General features: G+C 62.9%; 14 protein-coding genes. 1 reads left to right on the top strand and 13 read right to left on the bottom strand.

Features of this window, described 5'->3' with window-relative positions:
* Positions 1-2 precede the first annotated feature (2 nt).
* From argB to rpmH, 5 genes are all read right to left on the bottom strand, one after another.
* Entirely contained in the window at positions 3-887 is an 885-nt protein-coding gene (gene argB, locus H2LOC_RS20240; protein ID WP_136494469.1) for an acetylglutamate kinase, read from the bottom strand.
* Between the two features lie 215 nt (positions 888-1,102).
* A complete protein-coding gene (gene yihA / locus H2LOC_RS20235) occupies positions 1,103-1,771 on the bottom strand; it encodes a ribosome biogenesis GTP-binding protein YihA/YsxC (RefSeq protein WP_136494468.1) in 669 nt (222 codons plus the stop codon).
* Positions 1,772-1,843: 72 nt separating this feature from the next.
* The gene (gene yidC / locus H2LOC_RS20230; RefSeq protein ID WP_136494467.1) at positions 1,844-3,625 is read right to left on the bottom strand and encodes a membrane protein insertase YidC; all 1,782 of its coding nucleotides are present in this window, start codon (positions 3,623-3,625) and stop codon (positions 1,844-1,846) included.
* Positions 3,622-4,050, bottom strand: a complete 429-nt coding sequence (gene rnpA, locus H2LOC_RS20225; protein ID WP_136494466.1) for a ribonuclease P protein component — start codon at positions 4,048-4,050, stop codon at positions 3,622-3,624. Before rnpA ends, yidC begins: the two co-directional genes overlap by 4 nt.
* 36 nt (positions 4,051-4,086) lie before the next feature.
* On the bottom strand, positions 4,087-4,221 hold the full coding sequence (rpmH, locus tag H2LOC_RS20220; RefSeq protein WP_115835612.1) for a 50S ribosomal protein L34: 135 nt from the start codon (positions 4,219-4,221) through the stop codon (positions 4,087-4,089).
* Between the two features lie 815 nt (positions 4,222-5,036).
* Here rpmH and ctrA point away from each other — a divergent pair.
* Entirely contained in the window at positions 5,037-5,738 is a 702-nt protein-coding gene (gene ctrA / locus H2LOC_RS20215) for a response regulator transcription factor CtrA (RefSeq protein WP_136494465.1), read from the top strand.
* Positions 5,739-5,961: 223 nt separating this feature from the next.
* Here the strand turns inward: ctrA and H2LOC_RS20210 are convergent, their stop codons facing one another.
* The 8 genes from H2LOC_RS20210 to H2LOC_RS20175 form a co-directional block, all read right to left on the bottom strand.
* Entirely contained in the window at positions 5,962-6,876 is a 915-nt protein-coding gene (locus H2LOC_RS20210) for a CheR family methyltransferase (protein WP_136494464.1), read from the bottom strand.
* Between the two features lie 64 nt (positions 6,877-6,940).
* Positions 6,941-7,306, bottom strand: a complete 366-nt coding sequence (locus H2LOC_RS20205) for a response regulator (RefSeq protein ID WP_136494463.1) — start codon at positions 7,304-7,306, stop codon at positions 6,941-6,943.
* Positions 7,303-7,851, bottom strand: a complete 549-nt coding sequence (locus H2LOC_RS20200; RefSeq protein ID WP_136494462.1) for a chemotaxis protein CheW — start codon at positions 7,849-7,851, stop codon at positions 7,303-7,305. The genes H2LOC_RS20205 and H2LOC_RS20200 overlap by 4 nt, the downstream gene beginning before the upstream one ends.
* The gene (locus H2LOC_RS20195; RefSeq protein WP_136494461.1) at positions 7,848-10,397 is read right to left on the bottom strand and encodes a hybrid sensor histidine kinase/response regulator; all 2,550 of its coding nucleotides are present in this window, start codon (positions 10,395-10,397) and stop codon (positions 7,848-7,850) included. Before H2LOC_RS20195 ends, H2LOC_RS20200 begins: the two co-directional genes overlap by 4 nt.
* Positions 10,398-10,631: 234 nt before the next feature.
* Positions 10,632-11,309, bottom strand: a complete 678-nt coding sequence (gene chpT, locus H2LOC_RS20190; protein WP_136494460.1) for a histidine phosphotransferase ChpT — start codon at positions 11,307-11,309, stop codon at positions 10,632-10,634.
* A 253-nt stretch (positions 11,310-11,562) separates the two neighbouring features.
* Complete coding sequence (locus tag H2LOC_RS20185; RefSeq protein ID WP_202620502.1) at positions 11,563-12,558, bottom strand: NAD-dependent epimerase/dehydratase family protein; 996 nt, start codon at positions 12,556-12,558, stop codon at positions 11,563-11,565.
* Between the two features lie 100 nt (positions 12,559-12,658).
* Entirely contained in the window at positions 12,659-14,161 is a 1,503-nt protein-coding gene (gene ppx, locus H2LOC_RS20180; protein ID WP_136494459.1) for an exopolyphosphatase, read from the bottom strand.
* Entirely contained in the window at positions 14,154-16,337 is a 2,184-nt protein-coding gene (locus tag H2LOC_RS20175; protein WP_246207220.1) for an RNA degradosome polyphosphate kinase, read from the bottom strand. The genes ppx and H2LOC_RS20175 overlap by 8 nt, the downstream gene beginning before the upstream one ends.
* Between the last annotated feature and the right edge of the window lie 38 nt (positions 16,338-16,375).

The raw sequence follows: 16,375 nt of genomic DNA, 5'->3' as shown, positions 1-16,375 counted from the left end.
CCCTAGCGCGTTATCAGCGTGCCCGCGCCGTGATCGGTCAGCAACTCGATCAACACCGCGTGCGGCAGCTTGCCATCGAGGATCACGACGCCTTCGACGCCGCGTTCGATCGCATACATGCAGGTTTCGACCTTGGGGATCATGCCGCCGGTGATGGTCCCATCGGCGATGAGGGCGGGGATATCCGAAACTTTCAGCTCCTCGATGAGCTTCTTGTTCTGGTCCAGAACGCCGGGCACATCGGTCAGGAACAAAAGCCTCTTGGCGCCGAGCGCTCCGGCGATGGCTCCCGCGAAAGTATCGGCGTTGATATTATAGGTGTCGCCTCCCGGCCCCTGAGCGATCGGCGCCAGCACGGGAATGAGCTCGCGTCCGAGAACCTGGTCCAGCACGGTGGCGTCCACCTTCACCGGCTCCCCGACGAAACCGAGATCGACCTGATCTCCCGTGGAGCTCGCGGGCCGCTCGAGCTTGGCTGCGGTCACCATGCGGCCGTCCTTGCCGCAAAGACCGATGGCCCGACCGCCCTCCGCATTGATGAAGCCGACGATCTGCTTGTTGATGGCCCCCGCCAGGACCATCTCGACGATGTCCATCGTGGCCTTGTCGGTGACGCGGAGGCCGTCCGAGAACTGCGAGGCGATCCCCAGCTTCTTGAGCATTGCGCCGATCTGCGGCCCGCCGCCGTGCACCACGACGGGATTGACGCCCGATTGCTCCAGCAACACCATGTCCCGCGCGAAATCTCGCGCAACGGAATCGTCTCCCATGGCGTGCCCGCCATATTTCACGACCACGGTCGCCTCGTCATAGCGCAGCATATGTGGCAGCGCCTGCATCAGGATCCGGGCTTGTTGAAGCGCGCTATCGGAGGAATTATCGGTCATCGGAACGGTTCCCAGAGCATTTGCGCCACATTGGAGCGCGTCGGGTCCAATCAGACTCGCACGCGCTCGGAAGTTTATTCGCCAGGCATGTTCTTATCCAAAAACCGCCGCGCACTTTTTGGGAACATGCTCTAGCCATTTACCAGGCATGTTCTTATCCAAAAACCGCTGCGCACTTTTTGGGAACATGCTCTAGCCCGCTGCGCCGTGGCGTTTCAGGCATTGCGTTCGTGCAGCAACTGGACGATGGACGCCCGCAGCTGCGCGATTCCTTCACCGCTATGCGACGAGGTGAAGACAAGTTCCGGATAAGCGGCCGGTCGCCTGGATAAAGCGGCCCGCGTCGCCTCGACCATGGGCGCGCGTTCGGAAACCTTGAGCTCATCGTATTTGGTCAGCACGATCTGATAGGAGACCGCGCTGCGGTCGAGCAGATCGAACATTTCCTCGTCGACGTCCCTGACGCCTCTTCTGCCGTCGACGAGAATGAACACCCGCGCCAGAGTCGCTCTGCCTCGCAGGTAATCCTGCATGAGCCGGGTCCAGCTCGCGATCTTTTCCTTGCCGACCGCCGCATAGCCATAGCCCGGCATGTCGACCAGCCGCAAACGCTCGCCGCCATTGGCGCCCACGCCCATTGCGAAGAAGTTGAGCTGCTGCGTCCGCCCCGGCGTATTGGACACGCGCGCCAGGGTCTTGCGGTTGGTGAGGGCGTTCAGCAGAGAGGATTTGCCGACATTGGATCGCCCCGCGAATGCGATCTCGGGCGGGCCGGCCGGCGGGAGATCGTCCGGGCGGGCGCTGGCGAAGATGAATTCACAGGGCCCGGCGAAAAGCCGGCGCCCTTCTTCGAAATAATCGTCGTTTTCGGGAGGCTGGGTCACGAGCAATCCCGCGGCGCGGCGTAAAGAAATGAAACGGCGCAGGGGAAGCCCCCTGCGCCGCGACGGCGGGCTTTACGCCCGGCTGAAGGTCTTGCGCAGGTTATCCCACAGTTCGAACTTCACCCCGGCGCGCGTCATGATCACCCACTGCTGCAGGATCGACAGAAGGTTGTTCCAGGTCCAGTAGATCACCAGTCCCGAGGCGAACCCGCCCATGGTGAAGGTGAACATCACCGGCATCCAGCCGAAGGCGATCTTCTGAACTTCGTCGGTCGGCTCGGGGTTCATCTTCATCTGGAGCCACATGGTCACGCCCATGAGGAGCGGCCATACGCCCAGCGCCAGATAGGTTCCGAACATCGGAATATGGGTCGGATCGTAGGGGATCAGGCCGAAGAGATTGAAGATATTGGTGGGATCGGGGGCCGACAGGTCCTTGATCCAGCCATAGAAGGGGGCCTGGCGCATCTCGATGGTGACGACCAGAACCTTGTAGAGCGAGAAAAACACCGGAATCTGAAGCAGCATCGGGATGCATCCGCCGAGCGGGCTGATTTTCTCCCGCTTGTAGAGCTCCATTTGCTCCATGTTGAACTTCTGCTTGTCGTCGCCGTATTTTTCCTTCAGCTCTTTGATCTTGGGCTGTATCGCCCGCATCTTGGCGATCGACTTGTAGCTGCTGTTGGCGATCGGCAGGAAGGCGAGCTTCACCAGCACAGTCACCGCCAGCACAGCCAGGCCGAAATTGCCGAGGATCTTGTAGAGGAAGTCGATGATGCGGAACATCGGCCGGGTGATGAAATAGAACCATCCCCAGTCGATCAGGAGATCGAAGCGCTTCAGCCCCGGGTTGATCTTGTAGGCGTCGAGAGTGTCGACTTCCTTGGCGCCGGCGAAGACATGGGCGAGGGCCGAAATTTCCTTGCCCGGCTCCAGAGTCTTCGGCTCGGAAACCGTGTCGGCCTGATAGGTCTTCAGATTGGCGCCGATCGAGGAATAACGCGCTTCCAGCGGCGCGGATTGATCGGGAGCGACCACCGCGCCCCAATATTTGTCCGTGAAGCCGACCCAGCCGCCGCTACCCTTGAAGGTCTTCTGGCCGTGGGGCTCCTTTTCGATCTTGTCGTAATTGACTTCCTGAGCGCCTTCGTCGCCGATCACGCCGATGAAGCCCTCGTGCAGGGCGGCGTAACCCGCGCTCTTGGGGCGGCCGATGCGAGTCACCCGGGTGAAGGAAAAGAGCTGAACCGGCTTTTCGGTCGTATTCTCGACGCTGTCCTCGACCGTGAAGAGATATTCGTCGTCCACCGAAATCTTGCGCTTGAAGCGCAAGCCCTGGCCGTTTTCCCAGCTCAGCGTGACCGGATGGGTCGCAGTCAGCTTTTCGCCGTCCGCCGACCACAGGGTGTCGGTCGTCGGCAGCGCCGGGGCCTCGTCGACCGCCGCGGTGAGGAAGCCGGTTTCGGCGAAATAGGGCTCGGGACTTTCTTCCGGCGACAGAAGCACGATGATCGGGCTCTGCCGATCCACCGTCTCATGGTAATTTTTCAAAGAAACGTCGTCGATCCGCCCGCCCTTGAGGGCGATCGAGCCGGCGATGGACCGGGTGTCTATCGTAATTCTGGGACTCGCTGCGAGCGCCTCGGCGCGGTTCTTCAGGACCAGCGGCCGCGCGGCGCCCGCTGCGGATTTCTCCGGCGCGCCGAGCTTGGGCAGGGTGGCCTCGCGCTGCTGCTCGATCACGCGCGCGCGCTGCTTATCCATCTGCGGAAAGGCGTAGAAATAATCCCATATGCCGATGAACGCCAACGACAGGGCGGCGGCGATGAGCATGTTCTTGGTATGTTGTGTCATGGCGCGACTGGCCTGTTCTTTGGTTTTTTGGGGCGATCTGCTTCGTGCGAACGGCCGAGGCGCGCCAGCCCGTCCGCCATTTGCGCGATGAGGTCCGCAAAAGGCGCCGTGAGCGCGGCGCGCCGGGCGATGAACACGTAATCGCGACCAGGGCGCGCGCCATGAGCTTTGGAGACTCGCAACGCTTCCTTCAGGCGCCGTCGGATTCTGTTCCGCCCGACCGCGCCCGCCACTTTCTTGGTCACTGTGAAGCCGAAACGCGGCGCGCCTTCGGCGTCGTCCGCGCGAACAGCCATCAGCACCTTGAACGCGCCGTAGTTGCGCGAAATCCCGCTCGCGGAGGCGCGAAGGAATTCCTCGCGCCTGCGCAGCCTTTCAGGCGCAGCAAGACCGGGCGCCGAAGCTCCCGAAGCTTCTCTGGTCATTTTCGCGCCCGCCCGAAAGTAGGCTCAACGATCCGCTCAGGCGGAAAGACGCTTGCGTCCGCGAGCGCGCCGCGTCGCGATGACCTTGCGGCCGCCGACAGTCGCCATGCGCGAGCGAAAGCCATGCCGGCGCTTGCGCACGAGTTTGCTGGGTTGATAAGTTCTCTTCACCGTTGCTCTCCGCTAGCAGGGCCGAAGGAATGCTCCATTCGGCTCTCGCCTCTAACATTTTCGACGGAGCGCCTCAGCCCCGCCGTGCGCCGGAGCCCGCCGCGCAGGATCATGCCTGCCAGGACGCCCCTTACGCTCTTTCCCCGCCAGCCGTGTCCTGCGCCCGAAGGAGCGAACCGGCTCGAGCCATGCCGCCGCGCGAACCGCCGGCCTGAGGCGCATTTGTCATAAAAGTTGACGGACTTTTAAGACTGAGCGCCTCGACTCTTCCAATCCGCGCGACTTCGGCGTTGGAGCGGAAAGCGCGCTAAAGATACAGGCGCCGCCCCGAAAGAGGCGACGCCGCAGCCGGCATATAGGGGAAAGCTTCTCGCCAAGTCAATGTCGTGCGGCGACCGGCCGGGACGCGCCGGGGCGGAAATGCGGCTTTTTATCACACGACGGAAACAATCCCTCTTGGGAGAGTAGATCAATTTAGCCACAAGGTTTAACAAATGTGGAGCGCCGACAAAAAACCGATTCGTCCTCAGGCGAGGCCGCTTCGGCTAAAACTTCAGGTTTGCAGGGCAAGTTCGACGTCGCCCGACGTCATGCGCTACCCCGCGTCGGCTCGGCATGAGGCTGGCTCCGCCTCTTTAGATTAAGAAGTTGGGCCAGCGAACGCCGCGAGAGTGATGGTTTGTTAACCATTGTAGCTTAGCGTTAATTGAATAGGTGATGTGGGCGCTCAGCCTCTTCGAGGCGAGACAGCGCCGCCGCATGTCGGCGACGCGCCGTCGGTCGCAAGAATTCATGGAGCTCGGTGGGGAACCAACATGCGCGTTTTACTGATCGAAGATGACAGCGCGACCGCTCAGAGCATAGAGCTCATGCTCAAGTCCGAGAACTTCAACGTCTATACGACGGATCTCGGCGAGGAAGGCATCGATCTAGGCAAGCTGTACGACTACGACATCATCCTGCTCGACCTCAATCTTCCGGATATGTCGGGGTACGAGGTGCTTCGGACCCTGCGCGTCGCCAAGGTCAAAACGCCCATCCTCATTCTTTCCGGGCTCGCGGGGATCGAGGACAAGGTCAAGGGGCTGGGTTTCGGCGCAGACGACTATCTGACCAAGCCTTTCCACAAGGACGAGCTGGTCGCCCGCATTCACGCCATCGTGCGCCGCTCCAAAGGCCATGCCCAGTCGGTCATCACCACGGGAGACCTGATCGTCAACCTCGATCAGAAGACGGTGGAGGTCAATGGCGCGCGCGTGCATCTGACGGGCAAGGAATATCAGATGCTCGAGCTGCTTTCCCTGCGCAAGGGCACCACCCTCACCAAGGAAATGTTCCTCAATCACCTTTATGGCGGCATGGACGAGCCGGAACTCAAGATTATCGACGTGTTCATCTGCAAGCTGCGCAAGAAGCTCGCCAACGCCAGCGAGGGGCGCAACTATATCGAAACCGTCTGGGGCCGCGGCTATGTGCTGCGCGAGCCCAACGAGGCGGACGAACGCATCACTGCCTGATCCAAGGGATTGAAGCAAAAAAGCGCGTTCCGGCGCTCCGCCGGAGAGCGCTTTTATTTTGTCCCGCCGTCTTCGCAACAAGCGAGGCGACGCCGCGATCTTGGGAGAAACGGCGCGGCGCCGGAGTGCTTTCAGCTCGCGCCGCTTTTGATCCGGCCTGAAAAGAACATGCTCCGTCAATGTGATTCGGAGGGCGTTCGACTGCATTTGAACCGAACGCGCTCTACACCAACGCGAGTCGCGGCCGCCGCCGAGCGCGAGGGCGCCAGATCCCATCGCCGGAAGCCGCCGCGTAATTTTCGCAATCCTCACCGAGGCTTTCCGATGCGCCGAGGAAGAGAAAGCCATCGGGCGCGAGGGCGCGCCCCAAGCGCGCCAGCGTCTCCTGTTTGCGCCGGGGCTCGAAGCGGAGCAACGCGTTGCGGCAGAAAATCGCGTCGAAGGTCCCGAAGTCGCCGGGGTCCGACATGAGATTGAACCGTTCGAACGACACCCATGCGCGCAAATGCTCATTCACGCGCCAATTGTCTTCGTGGCGATGGAAATAGCGGAGCAGGCGGCTGGTCGACAAACCGCGCTGCACTTCGAACTGGCTGTAGACGCCGCTTCGGGCGGCTTCTATCGCGGCTCCGGAGATATCGGTCGCAAGAACCTCCACGGTCCATCCGCGCAGCGCTCTCGCCTCATGGTCCAGGGCCATGGCCAGGGAATAGGCTTCCTGTCCTGTGGAGACCGCGGCGCACCAGATGCGCAGACGACGGACCTCTGATCTCGCCTTCATGAGCTCTGGCAGAACGCGCCCGACGAACTCCTCGAAAACGACGTGATCGCGAAAGAATGAAGTCTCATTGTCGATCAGGGCGTCGATGACCTCGTCGACGAGAGCTTGGCTTTCTCGCGCGTCGATGGCGCTCGCGAGCTCCAACAAATCGGCGAGGTTGTGGGCGCGAAGGATCGGCGCGAGACGGCTTTCGACGAAATATTGGCGATCGGGCGCAGGAGCGGCGCCCGTCAAGGCCGCCATCTGGCTCCGGAAGCGCGCATATCCAAGGCCCGCATGCAGGCCCTGGCTTGCGACGCCGGCAGGGGGGAGACGGGAGGCGTTCGACGCAACCTCGGAAAACACTGCACTACGCATTACCGACATGCCTTACGCTGGGACGCCGACGAGACGCATACGGCGCCGTCGGCCGACTGTTCGGCTACACCAGGCCGATTTCCTGGAACTTCGCCCGCATGATGTGCTGGTCGAAGGGCTTCATGATATATTCGTCGGCTCCCGCATGCATCGCGCGCGCTATATGGCCGACTTCGTTCTCGGTCGTGCAGAAGACGACCTTCGGCTCGGAGCCCCCGGGCATTCTCCGCAAGGCGCCCAGAAACTCGAACCCGTCCATCTCGGGCATGTTCCAATCGAGCAGAATGACGTCCGGCATCGCCTTCGCGCATTCCTCGATCGCGATGCGGCCATCGGCGGCTTCCGAGGTTCTGAAATGCATCGCCTCGAGAATCCGCCGGGCGACCTTGCGAATGACCGCGCTGTCGTCGACCACAAGGACCTGTTTCATAGATGCGCTCCTCTGGCTGAATTTCCTGAAATGACGGCTCTGTTTTTCAACTCGCTCTGCCGCGAAACCTCTGCGATCAGCCTCGCCACGTCGACGATGGGCAAGAAACCTTCGCAGCGACGATAACAGTCTGACACGAGCATGGTGAAATGTGCGTCAACGTGGCCGGGACAATCGATGCGGTCCGCTTCTTCGCTGTAGACGACGTCGCCCGCGTCATCCACGAGAAACGCGTAATCCTCGCCGTTGTGAACTATGCCGACAGCGATGGGCTTTGCGTTCGTCTCGTCCGATTCGATGCGCAGGCATCGATCCAGATGCAGGACGGTAACGATCCGACCGCGCAGATTGGCGAGACCCGCGATCTCGGGAGGCGCCAAAGGCACAGGCGTGAGCTTTTCCGGGTGAAACACCGTTCTCACCTCATCTACCGGCAGGCCCACGATTTGCGCTCCCACCCTGACGGTGAAATAGGTTGATTTCCGCGACTCGCGCCGTTGCAGGCGATGATCGCCGTAACCGGGATATCTCGGATCCAAGTTCATGCTGCGATCTCCGCCTTCGCCGGCGCCCCGGCCCTATCCCCGGTCGCGCAGGCTAGGCCGATGAAATTCTCGAGAAAACCGAGAAGCGCTCCGCGATCCAGTTTTCGCGCCACCGCTCTGATCCCCTCCGCGGCTGCGGCTTCGAGAACCTCCGGCGCGGCGTGGCGCGCAAGTCCGATGACGGGTTTGCCGGCGCAACCGGGCAGCGCCAGGAAGGCGCGAGCCAGACCATGGCCGACCGCGACCTCCATATCGACGTCGGTGACGAGGGCTTCCACCTCGAGGCCTTGCTCGATCAAGGCGAGCGCTTCCCGCCCCGATGTCGCGACGCTCGCTTCATAGCCCGCGCCGGCAAGCGCCAGACCGAGCATATCGAGAACGATTTGCTCGCCGTGCGCGAGAAGCACACGGGGACGGCGTTCGATCGCCCGCGCAATTGCGGGGGGATCGGCGCGGTCGAACAAATATCCTGCATCCAGGAATTCCACGACCTCGCCCGCCAGATTTGCGACCCCGGCGATTTTCTCGTTCGGTCCCCTGGACAGAAAGTCTATGAATTCTTCACGGACGTCGACGACCTCCTCGACGAGGAGGCCTAAGGGCTCGCCTCCGGCGAGGAGCAAAAGCGGATAGGGGCGCGGGCCGACGACGATGTCGTCCGACGCGGGAATCACCGGAAGCGGGCGCCCGTCCTCCAGGGTCACGAAGAGGTCTCCGGAACGCAGGAGACGCCCGGCTTCAACCTCCTCTATCCGTAAGACCAGCGACATCGGCAGGGCTTTCAAGGCCCCCGCCCCGGCCCGAAAAAGCACTACCCCGGTTTTCCTTTTTTCTTCCTGGAGGGGTTCGGCCGCCCGGAAAGACGGACTCTCCGCCATTTTCCCGACCCCTGCGCGCTCGAGCACTACAGCGGGATCGAGCATCAGCACGGCAGAGCCGTCGCCGAGGATCGTCTGGCCGGAGAAAATGCCGATGCGGGCCAGGGCGCCGACCAGCGGCTCGATCACGACCTCCTGCACATCGGCTATGTTTTCGACCATCAAGCCGAAGCGTACGCCGCCGAGGCGAAGAACGACGACGAATCCTCTTTGCCCGAAGCGGGTTTCATCGACCGCGGCGACCTCCAGGGTTCTGGCGAGATCGACCAGCGGCAGGGCGTCGCCACGCAGCGTCAGGATCGGCGCCTGGTGCATAAACTGGATTTCGCTGTCGAACCCCTCGCCCACGCCGACGACTTCCGCCACCGCCATCTGCGGCACGGCGAAACGCAGACCGCCGCTGAAGACGATCAGCGCCGGGGCGATCGCCAGCGTGAGTGGAATCCGCAAGGTGACAGTGGCTCCGACGCCGGCGCGAGAGCTGATCGACACGGTTCCGCCGATCGACTGGATGTTCTCGCGCACCACATCCATGCCGACGCCGCGGCCCGATACCTTCGTAACCTTCGTAGCGGTCGAAAAGCCGGGAGCGAGAACGAACTGATAGAGATCCGCATCGGACATTCGCTCCAGCGCTTCGGCGCCGGCGAGCCCCCTCTTCCTGGCGGTTTCCTTTATTCGCGCTATGTCCAGCCCGCGCCCGTCATCTTTGATCTGCAGCGTAATCTGCCCCGCGTCGTACGAAGCGGCGACGCGGATGAGGCCGGCCGGCGGCTTTCCGGCTGCGATGCGGCGGGAAACGGGCTCGACGCCGTGATCGGCGGCGTTGCGGACGATATGCGTCAGCGGCGCCCTGATGATTTCGATAACCTGCCGATCAAGCTCGGTTTCGGCGCCTGCCGTTTCAAGCCGGATCTCCTTGCCGAGCTCCATCGACAGGTCGCGCACGAGCCGCGGCAGCGTGGCGAAGAGCATGCCGACCGGCTGAAGTCGCACGCGCATGACGGCGTCCTGCAGATCGCCGGTCGCGCTGGAGAGATTCTGCACCGAGCCTTTAATGCGCTCGTCGCCGGCTGCGGATGAAAGATCCAGCAGCTGGTTGCGGGTCAGGACGAGTTCCGAGACAATCCCCATCAAGCGATCGAGGACGCCTACCGGCACGCGCACCGTTTCGGCGGCGCGGGGATATCGGCCCGCCGGAGCGTCAGTCTCGTAATCCGGAGCCTCCAGCGGCGTGACGGCCTTGGCGCCGCCTTCCCCGGTGACAGCCCCTGCGCTCCTCGCTCCCTGCAGCAGCCTGGCCTGCGCCGCCTCGACTTCCTGCAAGAGGTCGCTGTCCTCTCCCTCTGGCTCCGCTTCCAGCCGGCCCGTTTCGGCCAGCAGAAGCGTCAGGCGGTCGACGACCCTCAACATCAGGGAAACATGTTCCGGACTGGCTTGGGCGCCTTCGCGAAAGCCGCCGATAAAGGCCTCCACCGAATGGGTGAGGCGGCCTATGCGCGGCAGGCTGAGGAAACCGCTGCTGCCCTTTATGGTGTGGACATGCCGGAACAGGCTGGCGACGAGAGCGGAATCAGCCGGGTCTTTCTCGAGGCGCAGGAGATCCATCGACGCGGCGTCGATATGTTCGGCCGATTCTGCGAGAAATTCGGAAAGAAGATCGTCCATGGCCGCATCCGCGCCGCAAGCGCAGCAGGAGCCCGTTCGGTTCAAACGCAGTCGAACGCGCTCCAAATCTCACTGAGGGAGCATGTTCATTTCCAAAAACCGCTTCGCACTTTTTGGGAACATGCTCTAGCGGGTCGAACTCTGGAGCACAGGGGTTAAAAGACTTCAAATGATTGCGAAATTCCCGCGGGGCCGCCGGGCGCCGCGGGAGAGCAATTAAAAAGGGGGTCGGCTTTACGCGACTGCGCTCTGAAGCTGTTCCGCTTCGAGGGTCAGCGGCTTCGCATCGATGGTCACGACGTCGCCGGCGAGGGCGAGGGAGATCTCGAGGTCGCAGGAGCGGGCGATGAGGCCGGTATAATAGGCCTGGATCGAGCGCGCATCGATAACGCCCTCTTCCGGCTCCCCGATCAGAAGCGACGCGAGACCCGGCGCTAGTCGCGCGTTGGTTCCCTTGGCCTCGATATGGAAAGCTATCTCGTCGCCGTCTCCCTTCGCCGAAACCGAAATGTCTCCGCCGCGGGGAACCGCAGCGTCGGCGACGAGGCAAAGGTTGAGCAGCAGCTTCACCTTGTTTTTCGCCATCAGGACACGCGGCACGCTCCATTCGATCCGCGTGCGTTCGTCGGCCAGAAGCTGGCGCGTGACGTGCTCGGCGTCGCCGGTGTCGATCGAGGAGCCCTTGGAGCCGGCGGCGCCGAAAGCGAGGCGGCAGAACTGGAGGCGCGAGGAAGCTTCCGCCGCGCTGGATTTGATGAGCGCCAGCGCATGGCCGCGCATTTCGGCGTCTTTTTCCTCCTCCAGGACTTCCAGGCCGTTCACGATGGCTCCGACCGGCGAAATGACGTCGTGGCAGACGCGGGAGGCGAGCAAGGCCGCGAGATCGAGGGAGTCGAGCGCGAATTTCGTCATGGGGTCATCCAGCTTAAGTCCCCTGGAGCCGAACACCACGGAGACGCGAGACATGCGACGCGGGCAGGCGCGAAGCCGGCGCGATTTCGCATAGGAGACTAACGAGGTACACGAATCACTGTAATGATTTCGTTAATCTTTAGCTCCTGACGATCCGGAAGGAAAGCTCGGCCGTTTTCCAATTAAAATGTATTGAACGACTCCTGCGGGCTTTGCCGAGACTTTGGCTCGATTTGCAGCGATATGAACGATGTCAGACGCGATCGCGCCAGGCGTAGTACCAGTCGATGAAAGCGGAAACGCCGTCCACCGCCCCCGTCGTCGGCCTGTAACCGGTCAGGCTTTCGAGCAGTGAGCTGTCCGCGAAATTCTGGGGAACGTCGCCCTTCTGCATGGGAAGATTGTTGCGGATCGCCTTCTTTCCCAGCTTGGTTTCGATTATTTCTATGAAATCGTTCAGGTTTATCGGCTCGCCCCGGCCTATGTTGACGATCCGCCACGGCGCCGCCGGCGATGTTCCGGCGCCCTCGCCGGGGCCCGTCGGCGGGCGTTCCATCAGGCGGACGATAGCCTCGACGAGATCCTCGACATAGGTGAAGTCGCGCGCCATGGCGCCGTGATTATAGACGTCGATGGGCCGTCCCGCCTCGATCGCGTCGACGAATTTGAAGAGGGCCATGTCCGGGCGGCCCCAGGGACCATAAACGGTGAAGAAGCGGAACAGGGTCGTCGGAATCGACCACAGATGCGCATAGGAATGCGCCATCGCCTCATTGGCTTTCTTGGTCGCGGCGTAAAGCGTCAGGGGATGGTCGGCGCGCTCTTCCTCGCGGAAGGGAACCTCGACGTTGGCGCCGTAGACAGAGCTCGTCGACGCCATCATGAGGTGCCGAACCGGATGGAGTCGGGCCGCCTCCAGGACATTGAAGCCGCCGACGAGATTGGAGTCGACATAGGCGCGTGGATTTTCCAGGCTGTAGCGCACGCCGGCCTGGGCCGCGAGATGAACGATCACCTCGGCCTGCGAGGCCCGGACCGCCTTGTCGAGCGCGGCCATGTCCTCCAGCATCGCGGTCGTGAAACTGAAGCCCGGCATTTTCTCGAGCAAGGCGACGCGCGCCTTCTTGAGCTCCACGTCGTAATAAGCGGTCATGCCGTCGTAGCCCGACACCTCATGACCGAGTTCGAGCAGGCGGCGGGAGAGATGGAAACCAATGAAACCGGCGGCGCCGGTGATAAAAACCCGCATGAGCCCCACACACTGATGGTTGCGCCAGTCCGGCGGCGGCACTCATCGCCTGCGCCCGGAACACTGTCAAGCAAAGAGCAAGGTTTAAGGTGGCGACGCTCTATTCGATCGCCGCGATTTCGAGCGCGGCCTCCAACCCGAGGAGACGGCCGAGAGCTCTGACCCGGCCGTAGAGCCGCTCGCTGGCGAGGGCCGCGCGATCCGGGGGCAGAGTGAGAACCAGCCGATTGCGCTGCACCCGCATCGGCGTCAGAGGCAGCACGCCGGGCATCGAGGCCGAAAGCAGATAGGCGACCCGCATCGCTGCGCCCAGCACCCGCGCCCGGATCAGCAGCCTGGTGGTCAACAACCCCCGCAGGGCCGAGAATCCATGCTCGCCGTCGAGCCCCTGGTGGCGAAACACCACGGCGAGCGCCAGAAAGGCCCTGCCCGGGTGATCCACGCCGACGAAGGCTCCGTGGGTGACGATGTTGGTGGCCTGCTGGGCGCGATAATCGGGGTGGGCGCGCCACGCCACGTCCGACAACAGGCAGGCGGTATGGCGCAACCGCTTCTCCTCGAAGCTTTCGTCTATTTCGGAGGAGGCCATGAAACCGTCGGTCCAGCCGATGAGATCCTCGCCGTAGCCCGGAGCCCGGGACATCAGAGCGTCGACCTCGCGGGCCGCGACGAGCAGGGGGTCGGCTGCGCGCTCGGCGTCGCTCAAGCGCTCATAGATAAGGCCTTCGCGCACGCCGGCCGCCGAAACGATGATCTCCCTGGGCTTGGCGCGGCGGATGATTTCGTCGAGCACGATGGCGCCATAGGCGAGAAGCGGGCGGCGCGCCGCCGAAACGGTGGCTATGTCGGCGATCGCCTCGCTGTCGATGCGTTCGACCAGGGCCGCGAACTCGGCCGCCTCGCTGGTCTGGATACGATAGTTGTGCATGACGTCCAGCGGATAGTTCCGCTGGCGCATATGGAGCCTCGCGAGGGCGCGCCAGGTTCCGCCCACCGCGTAGAAAGTGCGGCCCCTCAAGGCGGAAAGCGGCCTCGCTTCGGCTATGGCCTTGCGCGCGATGCGGCTCGCCTCGCGGGTGGAGCGCTTCGATGCGTCCATCAGCGCCAGTCCTCCGAGCGGCAAGGTCACGCCCTTTCCGCAGGAGCCGCCGCCGACGTCGATCAGTTCCAGGGAACCGCCGCCGAGGTCGCCGACGACGCCTTCGGGAGCATGAATCGCCGAAATGACGCCGAGAGCGGAAAGCTCGGCCTCGCGTTTCCCGGTGAGAAGGGATATCTCGCGGCCGATGGCGGTTTGCGCCGAGGCGAGAAAAGCGGGCCCGTTGGCGGCGTCTCTCGCCGCGGCCGTCGCGACGACGGTGATGTCGTCGACCGCCATGGTCTCGCAAAGGGCGCGAAAACGGCGCAAGGCCTTCAGCGCCTTGTCGACCCCCTCCTCGGCGAGGCGGCCGGTCGTGACCACTCCCTTCCCGAGCGCGCACATGGCTTTCTCGTTGAAGATGGGCGTAGGCGCGCGCGACAGCCGCTCATAAGCGACGAGCCGGACCGAATTGGAGCCGATATCGACTATAGCGAGCGGTCGCGGCCGCAGCGGCTCACTCATTGTCTCTGCGCTTGAGCAGAGAACGCGGGCGCCATTCCTTGAGCGACTTCCCGCGACCCGAAAGGCTCGGATTGGTCATGAAATATTTGTGCGCGTTGAAACGCTCCTCCCCCTCCGCGGGAATGACGCGGGCGGAGGAGCCGTCGGGCAGGACGCGATAGCTTTGTTCGTTGTCTATCAGATTGGCCATCATGATTTGATCGAGGACCTGCTGATGCACCGTCTGATTCGTGATGGGCAGCAGCGTTTCGACGCGCCGGTCCAGATTGCGCGGCATCAGGTCGGCGGAGGATATATACACATGCGCGCGCGGATGGGGCAACGCGTAGCCGCCGCCGAAAGCATAGATGCGGGCGTGCTCCAGGAACCGCCCGACGATCGACTTGACGCGAATGTTTTCGGAGAGGCCCGGAACCCCCGGACGCAGGCAGCAAATTCCCCGCACCACGAGCTCTATGGAGACGCCCGCCCGCGAAGCGAGATAAAGGGCGTCGATGATCTCGGGATCGACCAGCGCGTTGCACTTGCCCCATATCGTCGCCGGCTTGCCGGCTCTGGCGAAGGAGACTTCCTGCTCGATGTGTTCGAGCAGCTTCTTCTTCAAGGAAATCGGCGACACCGACATGCGCTCCAACCCCGCCGGCTCGGCGTAGCCGGTGATGAAGTTGAAAATGCGCGAGACGTCGCGGCCGATGACGGGATCGGCGGTGAAGAGGGAGATGTCGGTGTAGATCTTTGCGGTGACGGGATGGTAGTTTCCGGTTCCGATATGGCAATAGGTCGCGAGCCCCGCCCCCTCGCGGCGTACGACCATCGACAGCTTTCCGTGGGTCTTCAGTTCCAGAAAGCCGAACACCACCTGAGCGCCGGCGCGCTCCAGGTCGCGGGCCCAGCGGATATTGGCCTCCTCGTCGAAACGGGCCTTGAGTTCGACCAGAGCCGTCACCGATTTACCCGCTTCCGCGGCCTCGATCAGGGCGCGCACGATCGGGCTGTTGGAAGAAGTGCGATACAGCGTCTGCTTGATCGCGACGACATTGGGATCGCGCGCGGCCTGCTGCAGAAACTGCACCACCACATCGAAGGATTCGTACGGATGATGAACGGCGAGATCCTTCTGCTTGATCGCAAGGAAGCAGTCGCCGCCATTGTCGCGCACGCGCTCGGGGAAGCGCGGATTATAGGGCTTGAACTTCAAATCCGGGCGATCGAGCGCGACGAGCTCGGAAAGATCGATCAGCGCCAGCATGCCCTCGAGTTCGAAAACCTCGCTCTCGTCGACGTCGAGTTCGGCCGCGACGAGCCCGCGAAGAGTCATCGGCATGTCTGAGGCGAATTCCAATCGGATGACGGAGCCGCGGCGGCGGCGCTTCAGAGCGGTCTCGAACAGCCGAACCAGGTCTTCGGCTTCTTCCTCGACCTCGATGTCGCTGTCGCGGATGACCCGGAACAATCCCTGGCCCCGCAGGATGTAGCCCGGGAACAGGCGCTGAGCGTGCATCACGATCAGTGTTTCGAGCAGCATGAAGCGCTCGCGGCCGTGACCGCCGGCGGAGGTCGCGCCCGGAAGGCGCACGAAACGCTCGATCTTCTGAGGCAGCCTCACCAGGGCCTGCAGGGTTTTGCGATCGCCCGGCCGGACCAGCTCCAGCGCGAGGGTGAAGCCGAGATTGGGTATGAACGGAAAAGGATGCGCGGGATCGACCGCAAGAGGCGTGAGAACCGGAAAGATGCGGGTCAGGAAGTGATCCTCCAGCCACTCGCCGTCCGCCTTGGAAAGATCGCCGGGTTCGACGATGACGATGCCGACTTCCTCGATGTCCTGGCGCAGCTCGCGCCACCGGCGCGCCTGAGCGGTCGTCAGCCCGGCGACCCGCTCATTTATCTGGGCGAGCTGTTCGGCCGGCGTCAGGCCGTCCTGGGACAGGGCGGAGAGCTCCGATCGCGCCTGCCCGCGCAGTCCCGCGACGCGAACCATGAAAAATTCGTCGAGGTTGTTGGCCGAGATCGAGAGGAACCGCAGTTGCTCGAGCAGGGGATGATTGCGGTTGGAGGCTTCTTCGAGCACTCGGGAATTGAATTCGAGCCACGACAATTCCCGGTTGACGAAGCGCTTGGGCGACGCGAGCAGGTCGTCCGAGCCCGAAGGAACGTCGATGACGACGTCGCCGGCCAGCGCTTCCAGCACTTCCCTCTTCTTGTTTCTCACCTGCT

This window comes from Methylocystis heyeri (assembly GCF_004802635.2).
GTDB lineage: Bacteria > Pseudomonadota > Alphaproteobacteria > Rhizobiales > Beijerinckiaceae > Methylocystis > Methylocystis heyeri.
This window is presented reverse-complemented; position numbering and strand designations above follow the sequence as displayed.